20 protein-coding genes are annotated in these 24,579 nt (G+C 74.1%); 8 read left to right on the top strand and 12 right to left on the bottom strand.

The window, feature by feature from the left end:
- Positions 1–145 precede the first annotated feature (145 nt).
- The 3 genes from ACF09K_RS20410 to msrA form a co-directional block, all read right to left on the bottom strand.
- On the bottom strand, positions 146–1,033 hold the full coding sequence (locus ACF09K_RS20410) for an SDR family oxidoreductase (RefSeq protein WP_392245378.1): 888 nt from the start codon (positions 1,031–1,033) through the stop codon (positions 146–148).
- Between the two features lie 331 nt (positions 1,034–1,364).
- On the bottom strand, positions 1,365–2,126 hold the full coding sequence (locus ACF09K_RS20405) for a ZIP family metal transporter (protein ID WP_392245377.1): 762 nt from the start codon (positions 2,124–2,126) through the stop codon (positions 1,365–1,367).
- Between the two features lie 250 nt (positions 2,127–2,376).
- On the bottom strand, positions 2,377–2,889 hold the full coding sequence (gene msrA / locus ACF09K_RS20400) for a peptide-methionine (S)-S-oxide reductase MsrA (protein ID WP_392245376.1): 513 nt from the start codon (positions 2,887–2,889) through the stop codon (positions 2,377–2,379).
- A gap of 394 nt (positions 2,890–3,283) precedes the next feature.
- Here msrA and ACF09K_RS20395 point away from each other — a divergent pair, with 394 nt between their 5' ends.
- Positions 3,284–3,463: an SDR family NAD(P)-dependent oxidoreductase gene (locus ACF09K_RS20395; protein WP_392245374.1), complete on the top strand. Its 180-nt coding sequence runs from the start codon at positions 3,284–3,286 to the stop codon at positions 3,461–3,463.
- 146 nt (positions 3,464–3,609) lie between these two features.
- Here the strand turns inward: ACF09K_RS20395 and ACF09K_RS20390 are convergent, their stop codons facing one another.
- Positions 3,610–3,981 carry an STAS domain-containing protein gene (locus tag ACF09K_RS20390; protein WP_392245373.1) on the bottom strand — a complete coding sequence of 124 codons (372 nt, stop codon included), beginning with the start codon at positions 3,979–3,981 and terminating at the stop codon, positions 3,610–3,612.
- 168 nt (positions 3,982–4,149) lie between these two features.
- On the opposite strand from ACF09K_RS20390, the gene ACF09K_RS20385 reads away from it, so the two are divergent.
- Positions 4,150–4,689, top strand: coding sequence for an ATP-binding protein (locus tag ACF09K_RS20385; protein ID WP_392245372.1), 540 nt, complete (start codon positions 4,150–4,152; stop codon positions 4,687–4,689).
- A gap of 90 nt (positions 4,690–4,779) precedes the next feature.
- On the opposite strand, the gene ACF09K_RS20380 is transcribed toward ACF09K_RS20385, so the two are convergent.
- Positions 4,780–4,950 (bottom strand): DUF5670 family protein, encoded by a 171-nt coding sequence (locus ACF09K_RS20380; protein ID WP_030933194.1) that lies wholly within the window; start codon positions 4,948–4,950, stop codon positions 4,780–4,782.
- A gap of 200 nt (positions 4,951–5,150) precedes the next feature.
- Complete coding sequence (locus tag ACF09K_RS20375; RefSeq protein ID WP_392245370.1) at positions 5,151–6,164, bottom strand: LacI family DNA-binding transcriptional regulator; 1,014 nt, start codon at positions 6,162–6,164, stop codon at positions 5,151–5,153.
- 300 nt (positions 6,165–6,464) lie between these two features.
- Here ACF09K_RS20375 and ACF09K_RS20370 point away from each other — a divergent pair, with 300 nt between their 5' ends.
- The 4 genes from ACF09K_RS20370 (at position 6,465) to ACF09K_RS20355 (ending at position 11,420) form a co-directional block, all read left to right on the top strand.
- Entirely contained in the window at positions 6,465–7,775 is a 1,311-nt protein-coding gene (locus tag ACF09K_RS20370) for an ABC transporter substrate-binding protein (RefSeq protein ID WP_392245368.1), read from the top strand.
- Positions 7,776–7,867: 92 nt separating this feature from the next.
- A complete protein-coding gene (locus ACF09K_RS20365) occupies positions 7,868–8,854 on the top strand; it encodes a carbohydrate ABC transporter permease (protein ID WP_392245366.1) in 987 nt (328 codons plus the stop codon).
- Between the two features lie 12 nt (positions 8,855–8,866).
- On the top strand, positions 8,867–9,790 hold the full coding sequence (locus ACF09K_RS20360) for a carbohydrate ABC transporter permease (RefSeq protein WP_392245364.1): 924 nt from the start codon (positions 8,867–8,869) through the stop codon (positions 9,788–9,790).
- A 187-nt stretch (positions 9,791–9,977) separates the two neighbouring features.
- The gene (locus tag ACF09K_RS20355) at positions 9,978–11,420 is read left to right on the top strand and encodes a GH1 family beta-glucosidase (protein WP_392245362.1); all 1,443 of its coding nucleotides are present in this window, start codon (positions 9,978–9,980) and stop codon (positions 11,418–11,420) included.
- A 247-nt stretch (positions 11,421–11,667) separates the two neighbouring features.
- Here ACF09K_RS20355 and ACF09K_RS20350 read toward each other — a convergent pair whose 3' ends face one another.
- The 6 genes from ACF09K_RS20350 to ACF09K_RS20325 form a co-directional block, all read right to left on the bottom strand.
- A complete protein-coding gene (locus ACF09K_RS20350; RefSeq protein WP_392245360.1) occupies positions 11,668–12,192 on the bottom strand; it encodes a hypothetical protein in 525 nt (174 codons plus the stop codon).
- Positions 12,165–13,397: an ABC transporter substrate-binding protein gene (locus ACF09K_RS20345; protein WP_392245358.1), complete on the bottom strand. Its 1,233-nt coding sequence runs from the start codon at positions 13,395–13,397 to the stop codon at positions 12,165–12,167. Before ACF09K_RS20345 ends, ACF09K_RS20350 begins: the two co-directional genes overlap by 28 nt.
- Positions 13,394–14,299: a hypothetical protein gene (locus ACF09K_RS20340; RefSeq protein WP_392245356.1), complete on the bottom strand. Its 906-nt coding sequence runs from the start codon at positions 14,297–14,299 to the stop codon at positions 13,394–13,396. The genes ACF09K_RS20345 and ACF09K_RS20340 overlap by 4 nt, the downstream gene beginning before the upstream one ends.
- Positions 14,296–15,798 carry a VWA domain-containing protein gene (locus ACF09K_RS20335; protein WP_392245355.1) on the bottom strand — a complete coding sequence of 501 codons (1,503 nt, stop codon included), beginning with the start codon at positions 15,796–15,798 and terminating at the stop codon, positions 14,296–14,298. The genes ACF09K_RS20340 and ACF09K_RS20335 overlap by 4 nt, the downstream gene beginning before the upstream one ends.
- Before the next feature lie 164 nt (positions 15,799–15,962).
- Positions 15,963–18,260 (bottom strand): tetratricopeptide repeat protein, encoded by a 2,298-nt coding sequence (locus ACF09K_RS20330; protein WP_392245353.1) that lies wholly within the window; start codon positions 18,258–18,260, stop codon positions 15,963–15,965.
- Positions 18,257–20,017: a trypsin-like serine peptidase gene (locus ACF09K_RS20325; protein WP_392245352.1), complete on the bottom strand. Its 1,761-nt coding sequence runs from the start codon at positions 20,015–20,017 to the stop codon at positions 18,257–18,259. Before ACF09K_RS20325 ends, ACF09K_RS20330 begins: the two co-directional genes overlap by 4 nt.
- Positions 20,018–20,114: 97 nt before the next feature.
- Between ACF09K_RS20325 and ACF09K_RS20320 the strand changes: the two genes are divergently transcribed.
- Together ACF09K_RS20320 and ACF09K_RS20315 are read left to right on the top strand one after the other, a co-directional pair.
- Complete coding sequence (locus ACF09K_RS20320; protein WP_392245351.1) at positions 20,115–20,399, top strand: trypco2 family protein; 285 nt, start codon at positions 20,115–20,117, stop codon at positions 20,397–20,399.
- Between the two features lie 761 nt (positions 20,400–21,160).
- Positions 21,161–24,169 (top strand): family 16 glycoside hydrolase, encoded by a 3,009-nt coding sequence (locus ACF09K_RS20315; RefSeq protein WP_392245349.1) that lies wholly within the window; start codon positions 21,161–21,163, stop codon positions 24,167–24,169.
- Positions 24,170–24,579: the final 410 nt, after the last annotated feature.

The following is a 24,579-nucleotide window of genomic DNA, read 5'->3' as shown; positions in this document are numbered from 1 at the left end:
CCCGGCCACCCCGCCGCTCGTCCCGCCGGTCCGCCGCCCCACCGGTCGTGCCGGTCCGCTGTCCCGTCGGTCCCGTCGGTCCCGTCGGTCCCGTCGGTCGCGGCGTTTCGCCCGTCCGCCGTACTGCCGGCCCGTCGGCCCGGCGTCAGGCGGAGGGTTCCGGTGACGGGGAGTCGGCCCGGCCGCCCGCTCCCAGGAGGCCCGTCGCCTCGAAGGGGTGCGCGGCGGCCAGCCGGGGCAGCTCCCTGCGGGAGAGCAGGGTGACCACCGGCGGCATGGCCGCCCGGACGAGCTGTGTGGCCCGCAGCCAGGACGGCACGTAGACGCTGGGGCGGCGCCGCTCGACGGCGCGCACCAGCCGTTCCGCCACGAAGGGCGCGGGATACACCGTGCGGGCCGGCGGGGGCATGTGGCCGCGCAGCTCCCGCAGCACCGCGTGCGCGTCGACGTCGCGGATCATGTCGGTGTCGGTCCAGTTGATGTAGGCGATGCCCACGCCCACGCGCCGGTGGGCGACTTCGGCGCGCAGCGAGTGGCAGAACGACTCGACACCCGCCTTGGAGGCGCAGTAGGCGCTCATCATCGGCGCGGCCCCGATGGAGGCGAGCGACGCCACCTGGAGGAAGTAGCCGCAGGTGTCGAACAGGGCAGGCAGATGGGCACGGGCGGTGACGGCACTGCCGACCAGGTTCACCTCCACCACCCGGCGCCAGATCGCGGGGTCCGACTGCGCGAAGGGCCCGCCCTCCGCCAGGCCCGCGTTCGCGACCACCACGGACGGCGCCCCCAGCCGCTCCCTCACCTCGGCGGCCACCTCCGCCATACGGGCGTCGTCGGTGACGTCCACCTCCCAGCACAGCGACTCGGTCGGCAGCCGTTCCCGGACCCTGGCCAGGGTGTCCTCCTCGCGGCCCAGCAGCGCCACCCGGACGCCGAGGTCGGCCAGCCGCACGGCGATCGCCTCCCCCAGCCCCCGTGCCGCTCCCGTCACCACCGCCGTACGACCCCGCAGCGGGCTCACGTTCCCTCTCACGCGGCGACCCCCTCGGCGCCGGCGGCCTCGGCGCGGCGCGGGACCGACGGCGAACCGCCGACCGGGTCCGCCGGTACCGGTGGCACCGCCGGCACCGGGGGGTTCGCGCGCTCCCGGGGCCGGTGGCCTCCGCCCGGGGCCGCGCTCCGGCGGCCCGCCGTCGTCTTCGTGGTCGCCCTGCCCAGTCGCGTCTTGCCCATGTGAGAGCCCATCTCCGATCCAGCGGGAAGCGCCGTTGTCGGCCCGGTCCCAGCCTGACCGCCCGGCCCGCCCGCCGCACCCGCACGGCGGGCGCCCGCACCACCCTTGGCGGTCGGGCGACCCGTGACGATCAGGCGTGGGAGAGGGCGAAGGAGACGAGGAAGCCGCTCACGGTGATCAGCCCGATGGCCAGGTGGGCGTCCTCGAACGCCTCGGGGATCATCGTGTCGGCGACCATCGCGAGGATCGCTCCGGCGGCCACCGCCGTCACCACGGCGATCACCGTCGGGGAGAAGCGGCCGACCACCGTGTAGCCGAGGACGGAGGAGACGGTGCTCGCGGCCGCGATCGCGCCCCACACCCCGAAGACGTAGGCCCTGCCGCGCCCGGCCTTCTTCATGCCCGCCGAACTGGACAGTCCCTCGGGGACGTTGCTGATGAAGACCGCGGCGACGGTCACCAGACTGACCGTCCCGCCGTCGAGCAGGCCCACACCGATGACCGCGGACTCCGGGACGCCGTCGAGCAGCGCGCCGAGGGCGAGTGCCAGCCCCGAACCGCTCTGCTGGGCCTCCGTGGGCTGGGCCTGCGCCCGCAGGTGGCCGGAGCGCTTGCGGTGCCGGGCACCCCGGCCGGCCAGCCACACGTTGCCCGCGGTGTAGGCGGCGGCGCCCGCCAGGGTCCCGACCGCGACAGGGGTGAGTCCCGCCTCGCCGTACGCCTCCGAGAGCAGTTCGGAACTGACGGCCGACAGCAGTACTCCCGCGCCGAACGCCATGACCGTGGCGATCACCTTCTGCGGTACCCGCAGGCCGAACCCCACCACCGCCCCGAGCAGCAACGCCGAACCCGCCACCAGCCCCCACAGACCCGCCAGTACCACTTCCGTCATGAACCCGGGGTACCCGGCGCGGGCGTCACCGTCGCACGGGTGCGCGGCGATGTGACCGGAAGCACGGTCGCGGCCCGCACCGTGCGTCTCTCCGCGGCCCGTACCGTCTTCCCTCCGGGCCCTTCACCGCGCGTGCCTCCGCGGCCCGTCGGCGCTCACGTGGGGCTCGTGCGGCGACGCGCTCCGTCCCCGCGGACTTACGAGGCCGCCCCACCTCGTGGGGCGGCCTCGGTCGGCTGACGGAGCGGGTTCAGACCGCGTCGCGCCGGGGAAGGCGCCAGTTCGGGCGGGGGAAGTGGCAGGTGTAGCCCTCCGGGTAGCGCTCCAGGTAGTCCTGGTGCTCGGGTTCGGCTTCCCAGAACTCGTCGGCCGGGACCACCTCGGTCACGACCGGCCCCGGCCACAGGCCCGACATGTCGACGTCGGCGATCGTCTCCTCGGCGATGCGCCGCTGCTCGTCGTCCAGGTAGAAGACGGCGGAGCGGTAGCTGGCGCCGATGTCGTTGCCCTGCCGGTTCTTCGTGGTCGGGTCGTGGATCTGGAAGAAGTACTCGAGGATGGTGCGGTAGTCGGTGGCGGCGGGATCGAAGACGATCTCGATCGACTCGGCGTGACTGCCGTGATCCCGGTAGGTCGGGTTCGGTGTGCCGCCGCCGCTGTAGCCGACCCGCGTGCTCACCACGCCGGGGAGCTTCCGGATCAGGTCCTGCATGCCCCAGAAGCAACCGCCGGCCAGCCAGGCCTTCTGCTGGTCGTCACTCATCACGGGATCTCCCTTTCCTCGTTCGCGAGCGGGCGCTCACGTGCGGTCGGACCGGTAACCCGTACGTCGACGAACTTCGGCGGAGCGGGCAGTGAGCCCATGGTCTCACCTTCAATCGTCACCAGGCAAGCCAGTGACGGGGCGGCCGGCGGGCCACGCGTCTCCCCGGTGTGCGCCGGGAGATCCGCGTGGTCGCACCGGACGGCAGGAGAACCGGCAGGCGTCGGGCGGCCCCGGGCGACCTGTGCCCGAGGGGACCGGCGCCGGACGCGTTCCGCGGGCCGGACCCGCGCCGCGCGGTCACCACGGGCCGCGGCATCCCGGCGCGGCGTCGAGGAATCTCCGCCCGGCCCGAATCGCTTCAGGAGGCCATGACGGGAGCGCTGACGAGCGGGTGGCGATCGTCACCGGGGGAGCCGCGGGCATCGGTGCCGCGACGGCACGGCTGTTCGCCGCCGAAGGCGCGTCCGTGGTCGTGGCCGACATCGCCGACGCCGAGGGGGAGGAGCCGGCCGCGGAGCTCGGCCCGCCCTCCCGCTACGCCCACCTGGACGTCAGCGACGGGGGCGGCTGAAGCAGACGGGACCTACGGGGGGGGGAGAGCCGGACCCGTCCGAACGGTCCCGGCCGCCGCCGGCGTACCCGTCCCGGTCCGCTCCGACGTACCCGTCCCGGTCCGGCCCGCCGACCGCTGTCCGTCGGCGGACCGGACCGGGCGGATCAGGGGCTGCTCAGGGCCTGCTCGACGGTGGCGTGGCAGGGGATGACCTCGTCGATCCCCACGATGTGCAGGACGTGCAGGACCGGCGCCTGCGCACCGGCGATGCGCAGCCACCCCGCGCCGGCACGGACGGCCCGGTGGGCGACGACGAGGGCGTTGATGCCGCTGGAGTCCATGAAGGTGACGCCGCTGAGGTCCACCACGACCCGGGACGGCGGCACCGCCCCGCGCCGCGGCAGCAGGGCTTCGCTCAGCACGTGCTTGACGTCGTGGTCGATCTCGCCGCGCACGACCACGACGCGTACACCGTCGACCACGCTCTGCTCGACGACGAGCCCGTCCGGCCGTTCTGCTTTCGGGATGTCGGTCACCGTCTCCTCGACTGCGTTTACGCTTGCTCCGGGTCAGGACCACGCGTGGACGATTCTGCCTCACCGCCCGGGCCGGGTGCACGCGATCGGCTGTTCCGGACGGCGCATCGGGGGCAGACGTAGTCACCTGGTGGGACATCCACGCTCGGGTGGACGGGGAGTGAGGCGATGCTGGTGGGATTCGAGGCCGAGGACGGCGAGCGCAGGGCGCCCGGCGACCCCTTGTTGCGGGCCGGCTTCGCCCTGGGAGGGGACGACGGCTGCATCGCCGAGGCCCGCCACCACGCCACCGCCTTCCTCGAACGGGCCCGCGACGTGCATCGGCTGGCCGTGTCCGCCCGCGCGACGGACCTGACCCAGTTGGTGGTCAGCGAACTGGTCACCAATGCCCGCAAGTACGCCCCCGGCCCCGTCCTGATGGAACTGCGGATCATCGCAGGGAGCGTGGAGGTGGCCGTGTGGGACAGCGATCCCACGGTCCCCGCCGCGCGGGCCACGGACCCGGCGAGGATCGGCCAGCACGGCCTGGAGATCGTCAAGGCGGTCACCGAGGACCTCTCGGTCCACCAGGAGCCGGTCGGCAAGCGGATCACGGCCCGCATCGCCCTGTCCGACGCCGGCGACCCCACCGCCACGGCCGACGCAACCGCCACGGCCGACACCACCGACGCGGCCGGCAGGGGCGTCGCCACCCGCGGACCGGTGTGACGACGGCTCCCGTCCGGAGCAGGACCGTGGGCCCCGGGTGGTCCCGGAGCCCACGGGCCGGCTGCCGCGCGGCGGGTCAGCACCAGCGGGTCACCAGCGGTACCAGCGGCCCTTGCGGCCGCCGGTGTCCGCGCTGCGCATGACGAAGCCGAGCAGCCAGACGACCAGCACGATGACGGCGATCCACCACAGTGCCTTCAGCGCGAAGCCCGCGCCGAAGAGGATCAGGGCCAGCAGGAGAACGAGAAGCAGGGGAACCATAGTTATCAACCTCCGCCGCTCCTGGTGCCCGGCGAACGCGGGAACATACGGCCGGGTCACCCGGTTTCTTCACCGCGCTTCCGGGCACCCCCCTCACTTTCTTCACCGACGCCCGTCCCGGCCCGCACCGTGAGGTCTTCCGCCGTGGCGCGAGGTGGCCCGGCGGACCCCGCCGCACGCCCGGCGGAGGGTGACGCCCCTCACGACGACTCGCGCACCACCAGCTCGGTCGGCAGCGTCAACTGCTGCCGCCCGGCGCCGTGCCGGGTGATGTCGGTCAGGATCCGGGCCATCGTCCGGCCCAGTTCCTCCACCGGCTGACGCACCGTGGTCAGCGGCGGGGCGGTGTGGCGGGCGAGCACGGAGTCCTCGAACCCGACGACGGCGACGTCGCCCGGCACCTGCCGTCCGCGCCGGCGCAGTTCGGCCATGGCGCCGACGGCCATGAGGTCCGAGGCGGCGAAGACGGCGTCCAGATCCGGCGCCCGTTCAAGAAGCGAACGCATCGCCCGGCGCCCGCCCTCCTCGGTGAAGTCGCCGCACTCGACCAGGGATTCGTCGGCCCGCACGCCCGCCTCGCGGTGGGCGTCGCGCCAGCCGGCGAGCCGGCTGCGGCCGACGTCCATGTCGAGCGTCCCGGTGATGGTGGCGATGCGGCGGCGGCCCCGGTCCAGCAGGTGCCCGACGGCCGCGGCGGCGCCTCCGGCGTTGTCGGAGTCGACGTAGCTGAGCCGCTCCCGCTCGTCCCTGCGGCCCGCCAGCACGGTGGGCAGCCCCATCTCCTCCAGGATGCCGGGGAGCCGGTCGTGCGCGTGGACCGAGACCAGCAGCACGCCGTCGACCCGGCGGGTCGCCACCGACGCGGTGAGCTGGTCCCGCTCCAACTGGTCGCGGACGAGCGTGAGCTGAAGCTGGGTGCGGGTCTCGGCGAGCGCCGCGCTCACGCCCCGGATCAGGGCGGCGAAGAACGGCTCCGACCCGAGCCGGCTCTCGGACTCCGGTATCACCAGCGCCACCGAGTCGGTACGGCTGGTCACCAGGCCCCGGGCCACGGAGTTGGGGATGTAGTTCAGCTCCTTGATCGCCGCCAGGACCCGCTCCCGGGCGTCCGCGCTGACGAGCTCCGAGCCGTTGATGACGCGGGAGACCGTGGTCCGCCCCACCCCGGCGCGGGCGGCGACCGTTTTGATCGTGGGCTGGCGGTTCCCTGTCATCTGCTCCTCCGGGCGGGGCTGCCGCGGCGGTACCGCGGACGTGACCAGCGGCAATTGTGGCAGACGCCACGGTGGCGGAAGGACCCCCCGAGGAGTCGTGAAGCGAACGCCGGGCGTCCGGTTCGGCAACGAATTGTTTTCAAGTCATTGACATAACCGTTCGCTGCCACGAGTCTTCCATCCGCCGGTGGGAACGTGCCCACCCTCTGGTGGGCACGTTCCCACCACGTGTCGTGCCGCCCTGCCCCCACCCACAACCCGCCACTCCGGTGCGTCAGCGCCGTCGCTAGGAGGACATTCATGAGCACTCACAGGACCCCGCGCACGCGGGCGGCCGCGGTCGTCGCGGCCGCCGGCGCGCTCGCGCTCGTCGTCGGCTGTGGAGGCGGTGACGACTCGGCGACGGGTGGTGGCAAGAAGGACGGCAAGGTCACCATCACCATGGGCATGTACGGCGTGATGGGCTTCAAGGAGACGGGCCTGCTCGAGCAGTACGAGAAGGAGAACCCGAACGTCGACATCAAGGCCGAGGTGGCCGGTGACGAGCAGACGTACTACACCGCCCTGCAGACCCGTCTGGCCGGGGGCAAGGGCCTGAAGGACATCCAGGGCATCGAGATCGGCCGGGCCAAGGAGATCGTCGACACCCAGGCCGACAAGTTCGCGGACTTCTCCGGCACGACCGGCACCGACCACTTCCTGCCGTGGAAGCAGTCCCAGATCACCACCGCGGACGGCAAGGTGCTCGGACTGGGCACCGACATCGGCCCCATGGCCGTCTGCTACCGCAAGGACTACTTCGAGAAGGCCGGCCTGCCCACCGACCGCGAGGAGGTCGCCAAGCTCTGGCAGGGCGACTGGAAGAAGTACGTCGAGGTCGGACGCACCTTCAAGAAGGACTTCAAGGGCGGCAAAGTGGCGTACCTGGACGCGGCGAGCGGCCTGTTCAACGCCATGGTCTACGGCTACCCCGAGCAGTACTACAACGCCAAGGGCGACCTGATCTACGACGAGAACCCCGCCGTCAAGGAGGCCTGGAACCTCGCCGCCGACGCCGCGGAGGCCGGCCTGACCGCCAAGCTCCGCCAGTTCCAGCCCGGTTGGGACCCCGGCCTGGCCAACGGCACCTTCGCCACGACCGTCTGCCCGGCCTGGATGCTCGGCCACATCGGCGAGAAGGCCGGCGCCGCCAACAAGGGCAAGTGGGACGTCGCCAAGGCGCCCAAGGGCGCCAACTGGGGCGGCTCCTTCCTCGGGGTGGTCGAGCAGAGCCCGGTGAAGGAGGAGGCCAAGAAGCTCGTCGCCTGGCTGACCGCGCCCGAACAGCAGGCGCACATCTTCCAGAAGCAGGGCAGCGTCCCGTCCTCGCAGAAGGCGCTGGAGATGCCCGCCGTGCAGAACGTCACCTCCGAGTACTTCAGCGGCGCCCCCATCGGCCGGATCTTCGGCGAGGCCGCCCGCGAGATCCCGGACAAGCAGGTCCTCGGCCGCAAGGACGGCACGATCAAGGACACCTTCTCGCAGGGCCTGACCCTGATCGAGCAGCAGGGCACCTCGCGTGACGAGGCCTGGAAGACCACCGCGGAGCGCATCGAGAAGGCGGTCGGCTGACCCGTCGCCCCTCCGGCCACCCGGGCCCGCCCGCCCCTCGGCGGCGGGCCCGGGCGGCCGGCTCACCCCTCCGCTCTCAGAAAGGAACTCCGGTGGCCACCTCCACCACCAAGGACCGGGCCGGCGAGGGGCGCCGGGGACCGGCGCCCGAACCGGCCGGCGCCAGCCGGCGCGGCGCGCTGCTGCACCGGCTGGACGTCAAGGGCGCGCCGTACGCGTTCGTCGCCCCGTTCTTCGTCGTGTTCGCCGCGTTCAGCTTCTACCCCCTCGTCTACACGTCCTGGATCTCCCTGCACCGGGTGGAACTGGCCACCCTCGACGTCATGGAGTGGGTGGCGTTCGACAACTACGTCGACCTCTGGAACGACTCCCGGTTCTGGAACGCGACGGCGAACACCATCACCATCGGCGTCATCTCCACGGTGCCGCAGCTGCTGATGGCGCTCGGCCTGGCCCACCTGCTCAACTACCGGATGCGCGGCTCGCTCTTCTTCCGCATCGCCTCGCTCGTCCCCTACGCCACCTCGGTCGGCGCCGCCGCCCTCGTGTTCACCATGCTGTTCGAACGCGACTTCGGCATGATCAACTGGTCGCTCGGCCTGGTCGGCCTGGACCCGGTCGACTGGGAGGCCGACAAGTGGCCCGCCCAGGCCGCGATCTCCACCATCGTCATCTGGCGCTGGACCGGGTACAACGCGCTGCTGTACCTGGCCGCCATGCAGGCCATCCCGGCCGACCGCTACGAGGCCGCCGCCATCGACGGCGCCTCCCGCTGGAAGCAGTTCACGAACGTCACCGTGCCCGGGATCCGCTCCACCATCGTCTTCACCATCGTGCTGTCCACCATCGGCGCGACGCAGCTGTTCGGCGAACCGCTGATCTTCGGCCAGGGACCCAACGGCGTGACGGGCGGCGCGGACAACCAGTACCAGACGCTGGGGCTGCTGCTGTACGAGGAGGGCTGGAAGAACTACCAGATGGGCCGCTCGGCGACCGTCGCCTGGGCGATGTTCCTGCTGCTCGTCCTCGCCTTCGTCACGCAGCGCCTGATCAAGCGCCTGCGCTCCCGCACGTCCTGACCAGGAGTCCCCATGACCACAGAAAGCCTCCCGGTCCGGGCGGACGCTCCGGCCCGGACCGCCTCGAAGGAGCCCGCCGCCCGCGGCGGCCGGCGGCTGTTCGGCCAGCGCGCCGGCCGCCAGCACCACGCGGGCCCGCTCGCCTACGTCCTGCTCGCGATCACGGCCGTCGTGTCGATCTTCCCGCTGTACTGGACCATGGTGGCCGCCTCCACCGACAACACCCGCGTCAGCCAGACGCCGCCGCCGTTCCTCCCCGGCCCGAACCTCTTCAGCAACCTCGCCCGCGCCTGGGACGAGGCGGCGATGGGCAAGGCCATGATCAACAGCCTGATCGTGGCCGGCGTCATCGCCCTGTCCACGGTCCTGTTCGCGACCCTGGCCGGCTTCGCCTTCGCCAAGCTGCGGTTCAAGGGCCGCAACGTGCTCCTCATGCTGGTGATCGGCACCATGATGGTGCCGCCGCAACTCGGCGTCGTCCCGCTGTTCATGATGATGTCCGAGCTGGGCTGGTCGCAGGAGCTGCCCGCCGTCATCTTCCCCACCCTGGTGAGCGCGGTCGGCGTCTTCTTCATGCGGCAGTACCTGTCGGAGGCGCTGCCGGACGAGCTGGTCGAGGCCGCCCGCGTGGACGGCGCGCACTCCCTGCGGATCTTCTGGAGCATCGTGCTGCCCGTGGCGCGCCCCGCGATGGCCGTCCTGTTCATGATCACGTTCGTGCACGCCTGGAACGACTTCTTCTGGCCCTTCGTGGTGCTCGACATGACCAACCCGACGGTCCCGGTCGCCCTCACCCAGCTCAGCGCCGGATACATCCGGGACCAGTCCCTGATCATGGCGGGCGCGCTCCTCGGCACGCTGCCGCTGCTGGCGATGTTCGTCGTCTTCGGACGTCAGATCGTCAGCGGCATCATGGCGGGCGCCGTCAAGGGCTGACCCGCACCCGGCCCGGCGGCCGGCCACCGGTCCCGTCCGGCGGCCGGCCTTCGCCCGGCCCCGGTTCCCGGTCCCGCCCGGCGGCCGTTCCCCGCCCGGCCCCCGGCTCCCGCCGGCGGCCGGCCGCGGACCTCGTCCCGTACCGGGCTCCCACCGCCCCTCACCCATCCACCCGGAAAGGACCCACGTGGTCACCGCAGCACACCAGCACACCGCTCCCGGCCCGGAGGCCCCCCGCACGTTCCCCGAGGGTTTCCTCTGGGGCTCGGCGACCGCCTCCTACCAGATCGAGGGTGCCGCCGCCGAGGACGGCCGCACGCCGTCCATCTGGGACACCTACGCCCGCACCCCGGGCCGGGTCCGCAACGGCGACACCGGTGACATCGCCACCGACCACTACCACCGCTGGCGCGAGGACGTCGCCCTGATGGCCGACCTCGGCATCGGCGCCTACCGCTTCTCCCTCGCCTGGCCCCGGATCCAGCCCACCGGCCGCGGCCCCGCCGCGCAGAAGGGCCTGGACTTCTACCGGCGCCTCGTCGACGAGCTGCTGGACAAAGGCATCCAGCCCGTCGCCACCCTCTACCACTGGGACCTGCCGCAGGAGCTGGAGGACGCCGGCGGCTGGCCGGAGCGCGCCACCGCCGAGCGGTTCGCCGAGTACGCGGCCCTGGCCGCCGACGCCCTCGGGGACCGGGTGAAGACCTGGACCACCCTCAACGAGCCCTGGTGCAGCGCCTTCCTCGGCTACGGCTCCGGCGTGCACGCCCCCGGCCGCACCGACCCGGTCGACGCGCTGCGCGCCGCCCACCACCTCAACCTGGCCCACGGCCTGGCCGTCCGGGCACTGCGCGACCGGATCCCCGCCGACGCCCGGTGCTCGGTCACGCTCAACCTCCACCACCTGCGCCCGCTCACCGGCGACGCCGCCGACGCCGACGCCGTCCGCCGCATCGACGCGCTGGCCAACCGGGTCTTCACCGGACCGATGCTGCGGGGCGCCTACCCGGAGGACCTCCTCAAGGACACCGCGCCGCTGACCGACTGGTCCTTCGTCCACGACGGCGACCTGCGGGAGATCCACCAGCCGCTGGACTTCCTCGGCGTCAACTACTACACGCCCACCGTGGTCTCCCGGGCGGACGGCAGCGGCACCCACACCTCGGACGGGCACGGCAGGAGCGCCCACAGCCCCTGGCCGGGTGCCGACGACGTCGCCTTCCACCAGCCCCCGGGCGAGACCACCGCCATGGGCTGGGCCGTCGACCCGAGCGGACTGCACGAACTGCTGGGCCGGCTGGCGTCGGACTTCCCCGGACTGCCGCTGGTCATCACCGAGAACGGCGCCGCGTTCGACGACTACGCCGACCCCTCCGGCAACGTCAACGACCCCGCCCGCATCTCCTACCTGCGCGGCCACCTCGCCGCCGTCCACCAGGCCATCGCGGACGGCGCGGACGTGCGCGGCTACTTCCTCTGGTCGCTGCTCGACAACTTCGAGTGGGGGTACGGCTACAGCAAGCGCTTCGGCGCCGTCTACGTCGACTACCCGACCGGCACCCGCATCCCGAAGGCCAGTGCCCGCTGGTACTCCGCAGTGGCCCGCACCGGCGTGCTCCCCGGCGCCTGAGCCGCCGTCCGGCAGGCGCCGCGCCACGACGCCCCCGCGCCACGACGCCCCCGCGCCACGACGCCTCCGGGCCCCGGGCCCGGAGGCGGACCCGCCCTCCTCCCCGGGGCCGTGGCGCACGCGTGCGGCGCCGCCCGGTCGCACGGCGGCGGGAGCCCGGTTCCCGACCGGCCGGCCCGGTCGCCCGGCGACGGGGACGGGGGCCGGGGCCGGGTGACGCGCGACGGGAAGGCGGCGCGGGAGGAGCTCAGCAGGCGTCGTACTTCCAGCCGCCGTCCTCCAGCGCCCACGGCTGCGCCCGCCGGTCGAACTCGGGCAGGCCCCGGACCCGGTAGCTGACGCGGCCGGCCTTGCCGGACACCTCGGCCCGCACGTCGGTCGCCGGGTGGTCCGGCCCGTGGTCGGCGTTGGCCCGCTTCACGAGGGCGGCGTACGCGTCCGCGCCGGTCTTCTCGCGGCAGCGCGCGGAGAGCATGCCGTACGCCGTGCCGGCGTCGCCCGCGAAGTAGGCCGAGGTGTAGACGGCCGCGGCGGCCTCCAGGTCGTCCCCCTCGTGCTCCTCGGGGACGGCCACGGTCCGCTCGGCGTCGGCCGGACCGGAGTCGCTCGCGGACGCGCCGTCCTCCTTGCCGGACGAGCAGGCCGTGAGGGCGAGGAGCCCCGCGACGACGACGACCGAGACGCGCATGCGCATGATGTCCCCCCAGAACGGTGCGGCTGAGGGGAAATCGTGCCACAGCGCCGTCAGTTCGTCGCCGGGCCGGTGCCGCACACCGGCAGTGTCGGGCGCGGTCCGCCGTTCAGGGCCTGCAGGTCCCGTAGTCGTGCGTCCAGCAGGCCGGGCGCGACGAGGAAACGCAGGACCGCCTGGTGGAAGGCGTCGCGCAGGGCGGGGGGCATGGTGTCGGAGGCGTCCCAGCACAGACGGTGCTCGGAGCCGCGCAGGATCGCGCCGACCTTCCGCTTCAGGGGATCGCGGTGACCGTCCGGTGCCGCGGCCTTCCGGTTGGCCGAGAAGTCCGGCAGCGCGGTCCCGGGGTCGGCCAGGAAGCGGATGAGCTGCCGGGCCTCGTCGGTCGCGTTCAGCAGGGCCGCGAGGTCGCCGGAGACCTCCCACCGGCCGGAACCGCCTCCCGCACCGGGGATCACCTCGGAGGAGTGGACGAAGTCGCCCGCGACCCGCTTCCAGTGGGTGTCCCGGAACGACCCCTGGTGCTCCAGGCGCTGTCGCGGGCAGTCCTGGCCGAAGTCGTCCTGGAGCATGTGGCCGACGCGGGCCCGGTCGCCGGCGCCCACCATGTCGCCCCACGTCCGCCAGGCCCTGCGCACCCGGGGGTCCGTCCACGCGATGCGGCCCGTCGCCCACTGCTCGTAGACCCGCGGGCCGGCCTGCTGGAGCAGGACGTCCTCCACCCAGTCGGTGCCCGGCCAGCCGGAGGTCGCGCCGGACCCCATGGCCAGGCACCAGCCGCCGGGCTCGGCGGCGGTCCGGGCGATCCGGTCCGCCGACAGGCCGCCCGCGTGCCAGACCATGCTCTTGAGGCCGGTCTTGACCGGCAGCCAGTAGGTGCGTTCCCGGCCGTCCTCGCCCGCCACCTTCGGCATCCACACCCGGTCGTAGGCGCCGGCCTCGAACAGCCCGTCCAGCGGCTCCAGCCGGCCCTCGGCCGCGTAGGCCATCAGCTCGCCCGGGCCGGGCAGCACGGCCACGTCCGGCTGGGTCCCGGCCGCCAGGTCGGCGGCCAGCACCTGGCTCAGCGCGGAGCTGCCCTGGTAGACGACGTCGATGCGGTACTCGTCCTCGAAGCGCCGCATGGCCTGCTCGAACTGGTCCTTCTCGGCGCCGCTCCAGTTGGCCAGCACGGTCACCGAGCCCGTCCAGCCGCGCGCCCACCGCACCCCCGTGACCACCCCGGCCGCGAGCAGGGCCAGGCAGACGCAGACGACGCCGAGCGTGCGGGGCCGAGGGCGTCTCATCGCGGCACCCTGAACCGGTACTCGGCGACGCGCGGCCACAGCCCCACCCAGGTCAGCGCCATCAGCAACGCTCCTCCCACCAGGATCCACACGGACAGGGAGGCCCACAGACCCGCGTCCGCCAGGTACCGCCCCACGTCCGCGCCCGCCTCGGGGATCTCGTCCGCGGACCGGGTCGTGCGCAGCTCCGCGAGGGAGTCGCGCATCGCCGCGTGCGCCCGTACGGTGCACCAGCCGAGGACCGTCACCCCGCCCGCGCACAGCACCGTGGCGGCGAGCAGGGGCGGGTGCACCGCGCTGCGGAAGCGGAGCCGCGCGAACCGCTGCGCCTCCACCAGGGCCGCGCACAGGGCGAGGCACAGCACCAGGACCGCCCCCCAGCCCAGCCGCAACGGCCAGGGGAAGGAGGCCTGTTCGCGGGCGACCCGCACCTGCGCGGCGCGCAGCTCGTCGAGGCGGTCGACGATGTCGTCGCTGCCCTGTCCGGCGTAGTGCAGGTAGGCCTCGCGCAGCGACGGGTCCGTCTCCTTGCCGGCCCGCTCCACCCAGGCCGAGTAGACGGTGATCAGCCCGGTGACGGTCTGCAGGGTGTGCCGGTCCGCCGGGCCGGTGACGTCCTCCGAGGCCGCGACGGCGATGCCCTGCAGGGCGACCGACATCTGCGTGTGGAACTCACCGGTCGTGTCACCCGCCGCCCGGCGCCCGTCGACGGCCGCCTGCGCCCGTTGCAGGGCGGTCTTCGCGGTGTCCACGGCCAGGATCCCCGGAGCGCTCGACGACGCCAGCGGCACCGTGTCGTCGTGCACGCCCCGGTAGGCGGCGAACAGGGCGAGCGTGGTGACGGCCCCGAGGACCAGGAGCAGCCGCAGCCTGCGGGTCAGGTCCCGCCCGGTGGTGCTCACGGCCGCCCCCGGAGCCCGTGCCCGCACAGCGGGCAGAAGCGTGCCGCCGCGGGCACCGCCCCCTCGCAGGCCGGGCACCGCAGCATCGCCGCGCCCGGCCCGCCGGCGGCCACCGGGTCGGCGGTGCCCGACGCGGGACCGTACGTGCTGTGACTGCTGGCGGTGATCAGATGCTCGAAGTCGACGGCCGCCACGCCGGGCCGCAGCCGGACCCGCCCCGCCGCGGGGTCGTCGATCTCCACGAGCCGTTCCAGCCGGGCGAGCGCCTGGTCGGCGCCGATGGCGTGGGCGAGCCGCACGGCCCTGCCCAGGTGGTGCCGTGCCGCCTCCCGCTCACCGTCGCGATGGGCGTCGGTGGCGGCCGCGACGGCCTCGCCGAGCAGCCGGTGCTGCTCGAAGTGCTCGACGTGGACGTCGCTGTGCCCGGACAGCGCCACGTCGTCGGTCCAGTGCACCAGGCAGGGCCGGGGCGGCGTCAGCTCCACCCCGTCACCACCGGGAACGTCGATGGCCACCACCGCGAGCTGGAGGTCCTCCCCGCGGGGCCGCCCGGTGGGGTCGGCGGACAGGCACAGCTGGTAGCGGCGGGTCTCGTCGCCCCACGCCCGCGTGACGAACCGCCGCGTCCCGTCGCCGTCCGTGCCGACGGGATCGAGTTCCCCCTCGGTGGGGAAGACCTGCTTGAGGTAGCGCACCCGGGCCCCGGCCATGGGGGTCACCGAGACCACCAGCTCGGGAAGGCTCTTGGCGAGCAGCCGGTGCATCAGCCGCTCGTACTCGTGCGCGAGCTCCGCCTCGTCCTGCACGGAGGAGGCCCGGCCGTGCAGGCGGCCGGTGACGCGCAGCAGCTCCCGGCCGTCCCAGCCGTCGCCGATGCCCCAGGCGTCGCACACGAAGCGTCCCGCGCAGGCCTCCAGGACGTCCGCCAGCGGCATCAGGTCGTCGTGCTGGTTCCTGCCGTCGGTCAGCAGCAGGACGTGTCCGATGGGCGCGTCCGCCTCCGTCAGCAGCCGGCGCGACAGGTCGAGCCAGCTGCCGATGCAGGTGCCGCCGCCCGCGACCAGGCGGTGCACGGCCCGCTCCGCCTCCGCACGGTGCCGGGCGTCCGCCCGGACCGTCGTCTCCGTCGTCGGGTACACCATGCTCGCCGACTCGGTGCCCCGGACCACGGCGAAGGGCGTGCCGTCGGGGAGCAGCCGCAGCGCCGCCACGGCGGCCTGGTGGGCCGCGCGCAGCTTCTCCTGCGGATAGGCCATCGAACTGGAGCAGTCGACGGCCAGCACCTGCGCCAGTACGGGACCCGTGGCGCCACCGGTGCCGGCGCCGGTGCCGTCCGCCCGGACGGTCACGATGGCGTGCATCTGCGGCTCGCGCGCCCGGCCGGACAGGTACTTCCACTGGCTGATCTCGAGGGCGGCCGAGGCGCCCCCCGCCGTCCCCGGGCCCGGCGCGGCCGTGCCGGCCGGGTCCCTGTTCGCTGATGCCGCCCCTGTGTCCACGGTGTCGGTGCTCCTCGCCCTCGTCGGCGGGCCGTCGGCCCGGTCCGGACCCGTCGGCGTGCCGCCCGCGGTTCCGGTGCGCGTCGTGGAAGTCCCTCTTCCGGAGGGGGTGCCCCCGGACCTGCGGGGGGCCGGCGCCGCTCCCGCCCCACGCCCTCGCCCCCTCACGGCGTCCGCCGCCATCCGTGCAGCAGTTCCCGCAGGCCGGCGGCGCGCGGCAGGACCGCGTACGCCCGGTCGAGCAGGTCGCCGCGCTCGGCGGCGTCACCCGCCCGGTCCGCGAGCCTCTTCAGCGAGCGCGAGAGCAGCGCGCTCAGGGCCCGCGGCGTGTCCACCGGACCGAACCGGTCACCGGCCGGGAAGCGGGGCCCCCAGCCGTCGGGCGGACGGCAGGCGAAGGCGTTGCCGCGGACCTCGGCGAGCAGCCGGTCCCACGTCCCGCTGCCGGACAGGTGCTCCTCGAGCAGGGCCAGCCGCCGGTCCGCGTCGGCCAGCTGCTCCGCCGTGGGCCCGGAGGCGTCCAGCCGGCCGGTGAGCACCCGGACCGCGGCGACGCGCGCGGCGTCGTAGTGCCGTGAGGTGGTCGGCACCTCGTCGAGGACCGCGACGGCCCGGGCCCGGTCCCCGCGGCGCAGATGGAGCCGGGCGAGCCCGAACGCCGCGCTGCCCTGCGTGCGGTCCCGCCGCCACACGGCCTCGTAGTAGGCCTCGGTCTGACGTTCCGCGGCCGCGAGGTGCTCCGCGCAGAAGCCGAGGGCCAGTTTCGGCGCCGACTCGCCCGGCAGCGCGGCGTAGACCGCCGCGAACTCGCCTTCCGCCCGCTGGACCTGACCGCTCGTCAGCCACGACAGGCCCCGGTGCCAGTAGATCCGCCAGTCGTAGGCACCGCTCTGCCGCCCGGCCCGGTCGAGCCAGTGGTCCGCCCGCTCGGTGTCCCCGGCGTCGAGATGGGCCCGGCACAGCCACAGCGAGGTCTCCACCGTGTCGAGCGCCGGGTCCCGTTCGGCCCGTTCCGCGATGCGCTCCGGGCTGCCGGACACCAGACCGCCGAGCAGCACGGCGGCGGGGTCGTGCGGGTCGGGGACCGGCACGGGCAGGGCCCGCGCGGTGTCCGCGGGATCCGGCGCGCCGACCGGCAGTTCCGGCACCCCGGGACCGGGGCCGCCGGTCCAGTGGGCCGGCGCGGGGACCGTGCCGAGCGCCGTGCCGAAGACCGCCGCGGTCGGCGCGAAGCGGGTGGAGCGTTCCGGGTAGGGCTCGTGCCCGCTGAGCGCCCGGTGCTCGCGCAGCACCTCCCACAGCTGGCGGGACATCTCGGCGGCGGAGCCGAAGCGGGCCGCCCACTCGGGGTGGGTGGCGCGTCTGATCAGCGCGTCGAACGAGCGGGCGGCCAGCCCGGCGGCCGGCTCGGCGCGGGCGGCGAGGGTCTCCAGCGTCCTGCCGACGGTGTACAGGTCGGTGTCGATGTGGAAGCCCCGCGCGTCGCGTTCCGGCTTCGCCGGCGCGTACCCCGACGTGTAGACGAGGCTGGAGGTGCGGTCGTCGGTCCGCCGGATGGCGCCGAGGTCGATGACCTTGATGTCGCGCCCGTAGTGGATGACGTTGTCGGGCTTCATGTCGCAGTACAGCAGCCCCCGGGCGTGCAAGTACTCCAGGGCGCCGAGGATCTTGCAGCCGTAGGTGATGACGTGGCCGATCCCGAAGGAGCCGCCGAACAGGCGGGTCAGCTCCTCCTCGGGGGCGCGCCGGATCCAGTCGAGCGAGCGGCCGCCGACGTACTCCATCACGAGGTAACCGGTGGGTTCCCGCTCGCCGGGCTCCTGGTGCTGCACGTACGTCACGATGCGCACGATGTCGCGGTGGTGGAGCGTGGTGAGCGAGCGGCGCTCCTCGACGGCCGACCGCCGGGCGACGGCGTCGCCGGTGTTGATCAGCCCCTTGAGGACGACGTGCAGGTCCGGCACCCTGGTGTCCTCCGCCAGGTGGACCCAGCCGATGCCGCCCACGTCGAGGTAGCCGAGCACCCGGTAGTGGCCGCCCACCCGGTCGCCGGGCCTCAGCCGCGGTTCGAAGGAGTACTCCCGCCCGCACTGGGGGCAGTAGCCGTGGGTGAGGGCGGGGCCGCCGGCGTAGGCGACGCCGATGGTGCCGGCGCAGTTGTCGACGCCGCAGCGCCGGCCCCCGGTGGGCGGGCTGGCGGTGGCGGGCGCCGCCTCGGACGGGTCCGGGGAGGGGACGTACGGCAGGATCAGCAGGCCGTCGTTGTCGAGCGCGTCGGCGGCCGGATCGGTGGCCGGATCGGCGGCCGGGCGCGCGGGCGCCCCGGGGGCGGCGGCGGGCCGCGCCGGAGCCGTCCCGGCCCTGCCGGGCGGACGGCGGTGACAGGTGTCGCAGAACCCGGTCACCATGATGACGCCGCCCGCGCAGTCGGGTCTCGGGCACGGCGCCGGTGGGGATGTCATGACGCGGAGGCACCTCCTTGTCCCTGTTCCTGTTCCTGCTCGCGGTCCTGCCCGCGGTCCTGTCCGCGGTCCGGTCCGCGGGGGGCTCCGCGGTCGACGCGGCGGGTGTAGGCCTCCACGGCGGCCTCGGCGGCCCGCACGTCGCACGGCCTGGCCTGCAACAGCTCGTGCGCGCGGACCCGGAGGGCGTCCAGCGCCAGGTCCTCCTCCTCGCCCCGCACGGAGTCCAGGTGCAGGACGTGGTAGCCGCGCAGCCTGCCGTCCAGTTCCGCCCGCCGCTCGCGGAGCCGGTCGAGGGTGCCGATGGCCGTGGTCATCCGCGCGGCCACCCGGTCGGCTAGCCGCTCGTACCGGGCCAGGTCCTGGTGCGGCCCGGTGTCGCCGTCCCGCGCGCGCCGGAGCGCCGCCAGCGCGGCATGGGCCCTCACCAGGTCGGTGTCGGCGGGCCGGACGCCGTCGCCGCGTACGGCCGCCGTGCGCCGGCTCAGGGTCCGCGCCAGGGGGCCGGTGATCTCCTCCAGCCGCTCGACGAGGCGTGCGCGGCGTTCCCGTTCCGGGGTGACGACGAGGTCGTGCCGGGCCCGGTGGTAGGTCGCGCCGGCGGTGCGGAAGACCAGCAGCAGGCGGCTGCCCTTGGCCCGCAGCGTCCCGAGGAGGTCCAGCAGGGCCGGCGGGTCGGCGGCCTCGTCGACTCCGACGACGACCAGGGTGAGGGTGACGTCCGCGGCCCTGATGCGCTCGGCCACCGGGTCGGCCGGATGCTGCCAGAGCCCCATGCGCTCGGCGATCCGCTCTCCGATCCGGGCCGAGGTGAGCCCCGCCGCGTCCACCGCCAGGTCGTGACCGCCGGCCGACGGGACGGTGCCGGGCGGGTCGAGGGAGGCCCGGTTCACGGAGGCCGCGGTGCGCAGCTCCCGGTCGGCCAGGGTGATGGCGCGGCGCAGGGTCGCGGCCCGCACCGCGTCGTCGGCCGGCACCAGGCTGATCTTCACCTGCCGTCCGTCGTTCTGGAGCCAGTCGGCGAGGCGCTGGGCGAACGGCTCGTCGAGCAGGGCCTCCGCGGCGTCCTCGCGCGTGGACCTGAGCCGGTCGTCGACGGCCGTCCTCCCCCGGGTCCACCGGCCGGTCCGGGGCAGGTGCCGCACGATGGTCTCGGCCGGGCTCATGAAGGAGAACAGGTTCCCGTGCCGGTCGCCGATCCCGCTGAGGAGCATCCCGATGACCTTTCCCGTCGCGGTGTCCATCACGCCCGAGCCGCTGCACCCCGGGCTGGCGAACTCGCCGGGGCTCCTCGGGCTCAGCTGGACCTGCCCGTCGCGGCCGCAACCGCCGACGATGCCGGCCCGGAACCAGATGCCGCCGTTGTGGTCGTGGGGGAAGCCGTACATCTGCACCGCGCGGCCGGGCGCGGAGAGCCGGTACAGCAGGGTCGCCTCACCGGCGGGCCTCGGACGCTCGAGCCGCAGCAGCGCCACGTCGCCGCTGGGATCCCCGTCGGCGTCGCGGGTGTTCGGCACGTACGCGTCCCCGTCGACCCACGCCGTCACCGAGGGCACGGCGCGGCCGGGCGCCGCTCCGACGAACTCCGCGGTGTAGCGCGCACTCCGGTCCTCGACCACGTGCGCACAGGTGAGGACCCGGTCCGGGCTCAGCAGGATGCCGGCGCCCGCGATGCTCCGGTCCGCCCGCCGGATGCGCACCGCCCAGCTGGGCGTCTCGAGTGACGAACCATCATCGACACCCCCGTCGGCCGCCATACCACGACTATACGAGCGCTCGGTCCTGTCGCATACTGGGGCGACGTGGGATCAACGAGCTGATGGGGGTGGCGAGTTGACGGACGGGCCGGGGTTCGTGGGGTTGACCGAGGTGATCCGCCAGATCCGGGGCGAACTGGAGCGGGCCCGCGACGAGGCGCAGGGCCGGGCCCTGGGCTTCACCGTGGAGAAGGTGAGCCTGACGTTCACCGTGCAGGTCCACCACTCGGGAACGGGCCGGGGCGGAGTGCGCATCGGCGTGGTGACAGCCGAACTCGGGGGATCGGTGGACCGTCAGACGACCCATCAGGTGCAGGTCGAGCTGAAGCCCGAGACGAGCACCGGAGGACGGGTGTCGGTCAGCCGCGACGCCGACCGGTAGGACCGGGCGGCCCCGGAGCCGGACGCCGGAAGAGCCCGCTGACCGGGCCTCGTCGTCGCCTTCCCGCCGTCCGCCCGGAGGGCGGGCCCCGCGGCGTCGGGTGCGTGTTCCGGGAACCCGGGCCGAAGGCCGGGGGAGTGCCGGGCCCTGATCCTCGTACGGGGCGCACGGGGCGCACGGGGCGTACGGGGCGTACGGGCCGTGCCGGACGTACTCGGCTCAGGGCCCGGTGCGGCGACCGGTGGCTCCTGCACCGCGGCGACACCTCCTCCCGCCACCGGGAGCTCGAGGCCCTGAAGGAGCCCCACCCCCTGCTGGACCCCGTCCGGACGGGCTCGCAGGCGCACCGGGACCTGCGGCTCGGAACCCGGGCCCGGCCGCGCGAACCGGTCCGCGACCACGGTGACCGGGTCGAGGTCTTCTCCGTCCACGACCCCCGGGAGCCGGCCCGCCACCGGAGCGGGTGACGCGGACGCCCGGCGTCCGACCCGGGGAACGCCCGACCGGCTTTCCCGCAAGGCGGGTTGAGCGGCTCCACACCCGTGGAGCCGCGCCCGTCCGGCCGCCCTCCGGGCGAGCCGCCCGGCGCGGGGCCGCCGGCGCGCAGGACTTTGACCGCATCGATGACAAAGTATGGACACGGTGAGCGGAAGTCCCCTAGCTTTGCGGCGCAACCCGCAGTCCTTGCGGAACCCGCACCCCCCACCGCGGTAGACCGGAGCGACATCCGGCACGGTCCGGTCCCCAGTTCAGGAGGACCAATGCGCCAACGCCTGTTCCCCCGGGCCCGAAGACACCTCATTCCGCTGCTGGCACCGGTCGTCCTCGCCGGCGGCGCCCTGGGCACCCCGAGTGCCACCGCCGCACCCGCCGACATCCCGCGACAGGAGCCCGGAGTCACGCTCCGCGTGTACGACGTGCAGACCCCGCTGGACAGGATCTGCACCCTCAAACCGGGCCAGACCCCCAACCACGACAAGCTCATGCCGACGGTCGACTGGTCCACGGCCGCCGACTTCGGAGGGTTCGACGACCACTTCGTCACGGAGGCCACCGGCTACCTGGTCGCCCCGCGCGAGGGGTCGTACGTCTTCCGGCTCACCAGCGACGACGGCTCACGGCTGGCCCTCGACGACGCCACCGTCATCGACCACGACGGACTCCACGGCGCCGAACCCGAGGACGGCACCGTCCACCTCACCGCCGGGCCGCACCCCCTGCGGATCGACCACTTCGAACGTGACGGCGGGCAGGAGCTGCGGCTCGCCTGGAAACCGCCGGGTGCCGACGACTTCACCGTCGTCCCGCCCGAGGCACTGAGCACCGACGCCGGTGTCGTCCGCGTGACGGCACCGGGACGCAAGGAGTGCGAGGCGAGCGGCGACTCCCCGGGCGACGGCCTGCCGCTCACCTCCGTACGGCCGGACCTCACGCTCACCGACCTGCGCCCCGAGGGCTTCGAACCGCAGGTCAGCGGCATGGACTGGCTGCCCGACGGGCGCCTCGCCCTCAGCACGTGGGGCGGCAGCGGCAACGCCGCCGGAGAGGTGTACCTGCTCGACCACGTCACCGGCGCGACCAGCCGCGACAAGGTCACCGTGAAGAAGGCGGCGAGCGGGCTGCGCGAGCCCATGGGCGTCAAGTACGCCGAAGGCGCGCTGTACGTCTCGCAGAAGCACGAACTGACCCGGCTGGTCGACCTGGACGGCGACGAGGTGACCGACGAGTACCGCACGGTCGCCACCTGGCCGTACGGGGGCAACTTCCACGAGTTCGCGTTCGGCCTGCCGTACCGCGACGGCCACTTCTACGTGAACCTCTCCGTCGCCATCGACCTCGGCGGCGCGACCACCACACCGCAGCCGGCGCCCGGCCGCGGAACCACGTACGAGGTGAACGCCAGGACGGGCCGGATCAGGCCCGTCGCGGGCGGTCTGCGCACCCCCAACGGGATCGGATGGGGCCCGGAAGGCGGTCTGTTCGCCACCGACAACCAGGGCGGATGGCTGCCCTCGTCGAAGCTGGTCCAGATCGGGCAGGACCGCTTCTTCAACCACCACACCGAGCCCCCCGGCCCCTTCGAGGACTCTCCCGTCACCCGGCCGGTGCTGTGGCTGCCGCAGAACGAGATCGCCAACTCCCCTTCCACCCCTCTCCACCTGACGAAGGGCCCGTTCGCCGGGCAGATGCTCATCGGCGACGTCACCTACGGAGGCCTCCAGCGCGCCTACCTGGAGAAGGTCAAGGGCGCCTACCAGGGCGCCGTCTTCCGCTACACGCAGGGCCTGGAGGCCGGCGTCAACCGCATCACCACGGGCCCCGACGGGGCGGTCTACGCCGGCGGCCTGGGCGCCGACGGCAACTGGGGCCAGGAGGGCAAGCTCAGGTTCGGCCTGCAGAAACTCACCCCCAACGGCGGCAACACCTTCGACATCCGCACCATGCGGGCCGTACCGGGCGGCTTCGACCTGACGTACACCCAGCCGCTGTCCGCCGGGACCGCCGAGAACCTCGCCGGCCACTACCGGGCCGAACAGTGGCGCTACACGCCGACCGCCGACTACGGCGGACCGAAGATCGCCGAACGGCGGCTCCCCGTACGCTCGGCGACGCTCTCGCGCGACGGCCGCACCGTCCGGCTGCTGCTGGACGGCCTCAAGCCCGGCCACGTGGTGCACGTGCGCTCCCCGCGCCCCTTCGCCTCCGCCTCCGGCGAGACGCTGTGGAGCACCGAGGCCTGGTACACGCTCAACGCGATGCCCGGCGAGCAGCCGCCGCCCGCCACCCTCTACGAGGCCGAGGAGGCCCGGCTCACCGGCAGGGCGGGCATCAACACCGACCACGCCGGCTACTCCGGCAGCGGCTTCGTCGACCGCTACGCCACCGAGGGCGAGGGGGCCACGACCTTCGACGTCACGGTCCCCGAGGCCGGCGTCCACGACGTGAACCTGCGCTACTCCAACGGCCCGAACCCGTTCCAGGGCACCAAGTCCCTCTCGCTGTACGTCAACGGGAAGAAGGTGCGGCAGACGCCGCTCCCCTCCACCGGCGACTGGGACACCTGGTCCACCCGCACCGAACGCCTGACCCTGAGAGCCGGACCCAACACCGTCTCCTACCGGTACGATCCCGGCGACACCGGACACGTCAACCTCGACCTCGTCACCGTGCACCCCCAGGGCGCCGCCGTCACCCTCTTCGACGGCACCGCCGCCTCGCAGGACCGGTGGCAGCACACGGACGGGCGGCCGACCGCCTGGCCGCTCGCCGAGGAGGCGTCGATGGAGGTGTGCTGCGGCGACCTCCGCACCAAGGACGCCTACCAGGACTTCGCCCTGCACCTGGAGTTCCGCGTCCCGCTCCTGCCCCCGGACGTGACCGGCCAGGACCGCGGCAACAGCGGCGTCTTCCTCCAGGACCGCTACGAACTGCAGATCCTCGACTCCTTCGGCGACACCTCCCCGGGCACCGACGAGGCCGGGGCGATCTACCTGAGGAAGCCGCCCGACGCCAACGCGGCGACCGCACCGCAGACCTGGCAGACGTACGACGTCGTCTTCCGTGCCGCCCGCTACGACGCCGAGGGCCGCAAGACCGCCGACGCGCGGGTGACGGTCGTGTGGAACGGCACGAAGGTCCACGACGACATCACCCTCGACGGCCCCACCGCCTCGGGCCGGCCGGAGACCGCCGCGGCGGGGGCGATCCGGTTGCAGGACCACGGCAACAAGGTCCGCTTCCGCAACGTCCGCATCCAGCACCTGAACTGACGGAAGGCCGGCTCTCGGAGCGGTGGGGGGGGGGGGGCGGGGGGCCCCCGCCCCCCCCCCCCCCCCCCCGGGCCCCCCGGGCGGGGGCCCCCCCCCCCCCCCCCCCCCCCGGCCCCCCCCCCCCCCCCCCCCCCCCCCCCCCCCCCCGGCGCCCCCCGGCCCCCCCCCCCCCCCCCCGCAACCCCCCCCCCCCCCCCCCGCCCCCCCCCCCCGGGCCGGCCCGGGGGGGGGGGGGGGCGCCCCCCCCCCCCCCCCCCCGCCGGAAGGGGAAGGACGGGGCGTCACCGGCCCGTTCGTCCGGCCGGTGGAGTTCCGGATCCGGCCGCGCGACAATACGGATCCACCGCAGCGGTGTCCGGCGGACCGTCGCACCGCGGTCCGCCGGTGGCCGCTCTCTCCCCCCACTCCAC

Source organism: Streptomyces sp. NPDC014882 (assembly GCF_043081325.1).
Taxonomy (GTDB): domain Bacteria; phylum Actinomycetota; class Actinomycetes; order Streptomycetales; family Streptomycetaceae; genus Streptomyces.
The sequence above is the reverse complement of the archived record's forward strand: the minus strand, read 5'-3'. Positions and strand labels throughout refer to the sequence as shown.

Coding starts and splice junctions, on each gene's coding strand:
- ACF09K_RS20360 (WP_392245364.1), top strand. CDS start 8,867: ATGACCACAGAAAGCCTCCCGGTCCGGGCGGACGCTCCGGCCCGGACC.
- ACF09K_RS20385 (WP_392245372.1), top strand. CDS start 4,150: ATGCTGGTGGGATTCGAGGCCGAGGACGGCGAGCGCAGGGCGCCCGGC.
- msrA (WP_392245376.1), bottom strand. CDS start 2,889: ATGAGTGACGACCAGCAGAAGGCCTGGCTGGCCGGCGGTTGCTTCTGG.
- ACF09K_RS20345 (WP_392245358.1), bottom strand. CDS start 13,397: ATGAGACGCCCTCGGCCCCGCACGCTCGGCGTCGTCTGCGTCTGCCTG.
- ACF09K_RS20330 (WP_392245353.1), bottom strand. CDS start 18,260: ATGACATCCCCACCGGCGCCGTGCCCGAGACCCGACTGCGCGGGCGGC.
- ACF09K_RS20325 (WP_392245352.1), bottom strand. CDS start 20,017: ATGGCGGCCGACGGGGGTGTCGATGATGGTTCGTCACTCGAGACGCCC.
- ACF09K_RS20375 (WP_392245370.1), bottom strand. CDS start 6,164: ATGACAGGGAACCGCCAGCCCACGATCAAAACGGTCGCCGCCCGCGCC.
- ACF09K_RS20315 (WP_392245349.1), top strand. CDS start 21,161: ATGCGCCAACGCCTGTTCCCCCGGGCCCGAAGACACCTCATTCCGCTG.
- ACF09K_RS20370 (WP_392245368.1), top strand. CDS start 6,465: ATGAGCACTCACAGGACCCCGCGCACGCGGGCGGCCGCGGTCGTCGCG.
- ACF09K_RS20380 (WP_030933194.1), bottom strand. CDS start 4,950: ATGGTTCCCCTGCTTCTCGTTCTCCTGCTGGCCCTGATCCTCTTCGGC.
- ACF09K_RS20405 (WP_392245377.1), bottom strand. CDS start 2,126: ATGACGGAAGTGGTACTGGCGGGTCTGTGGGGGCTGGTGGCGGGTTCG.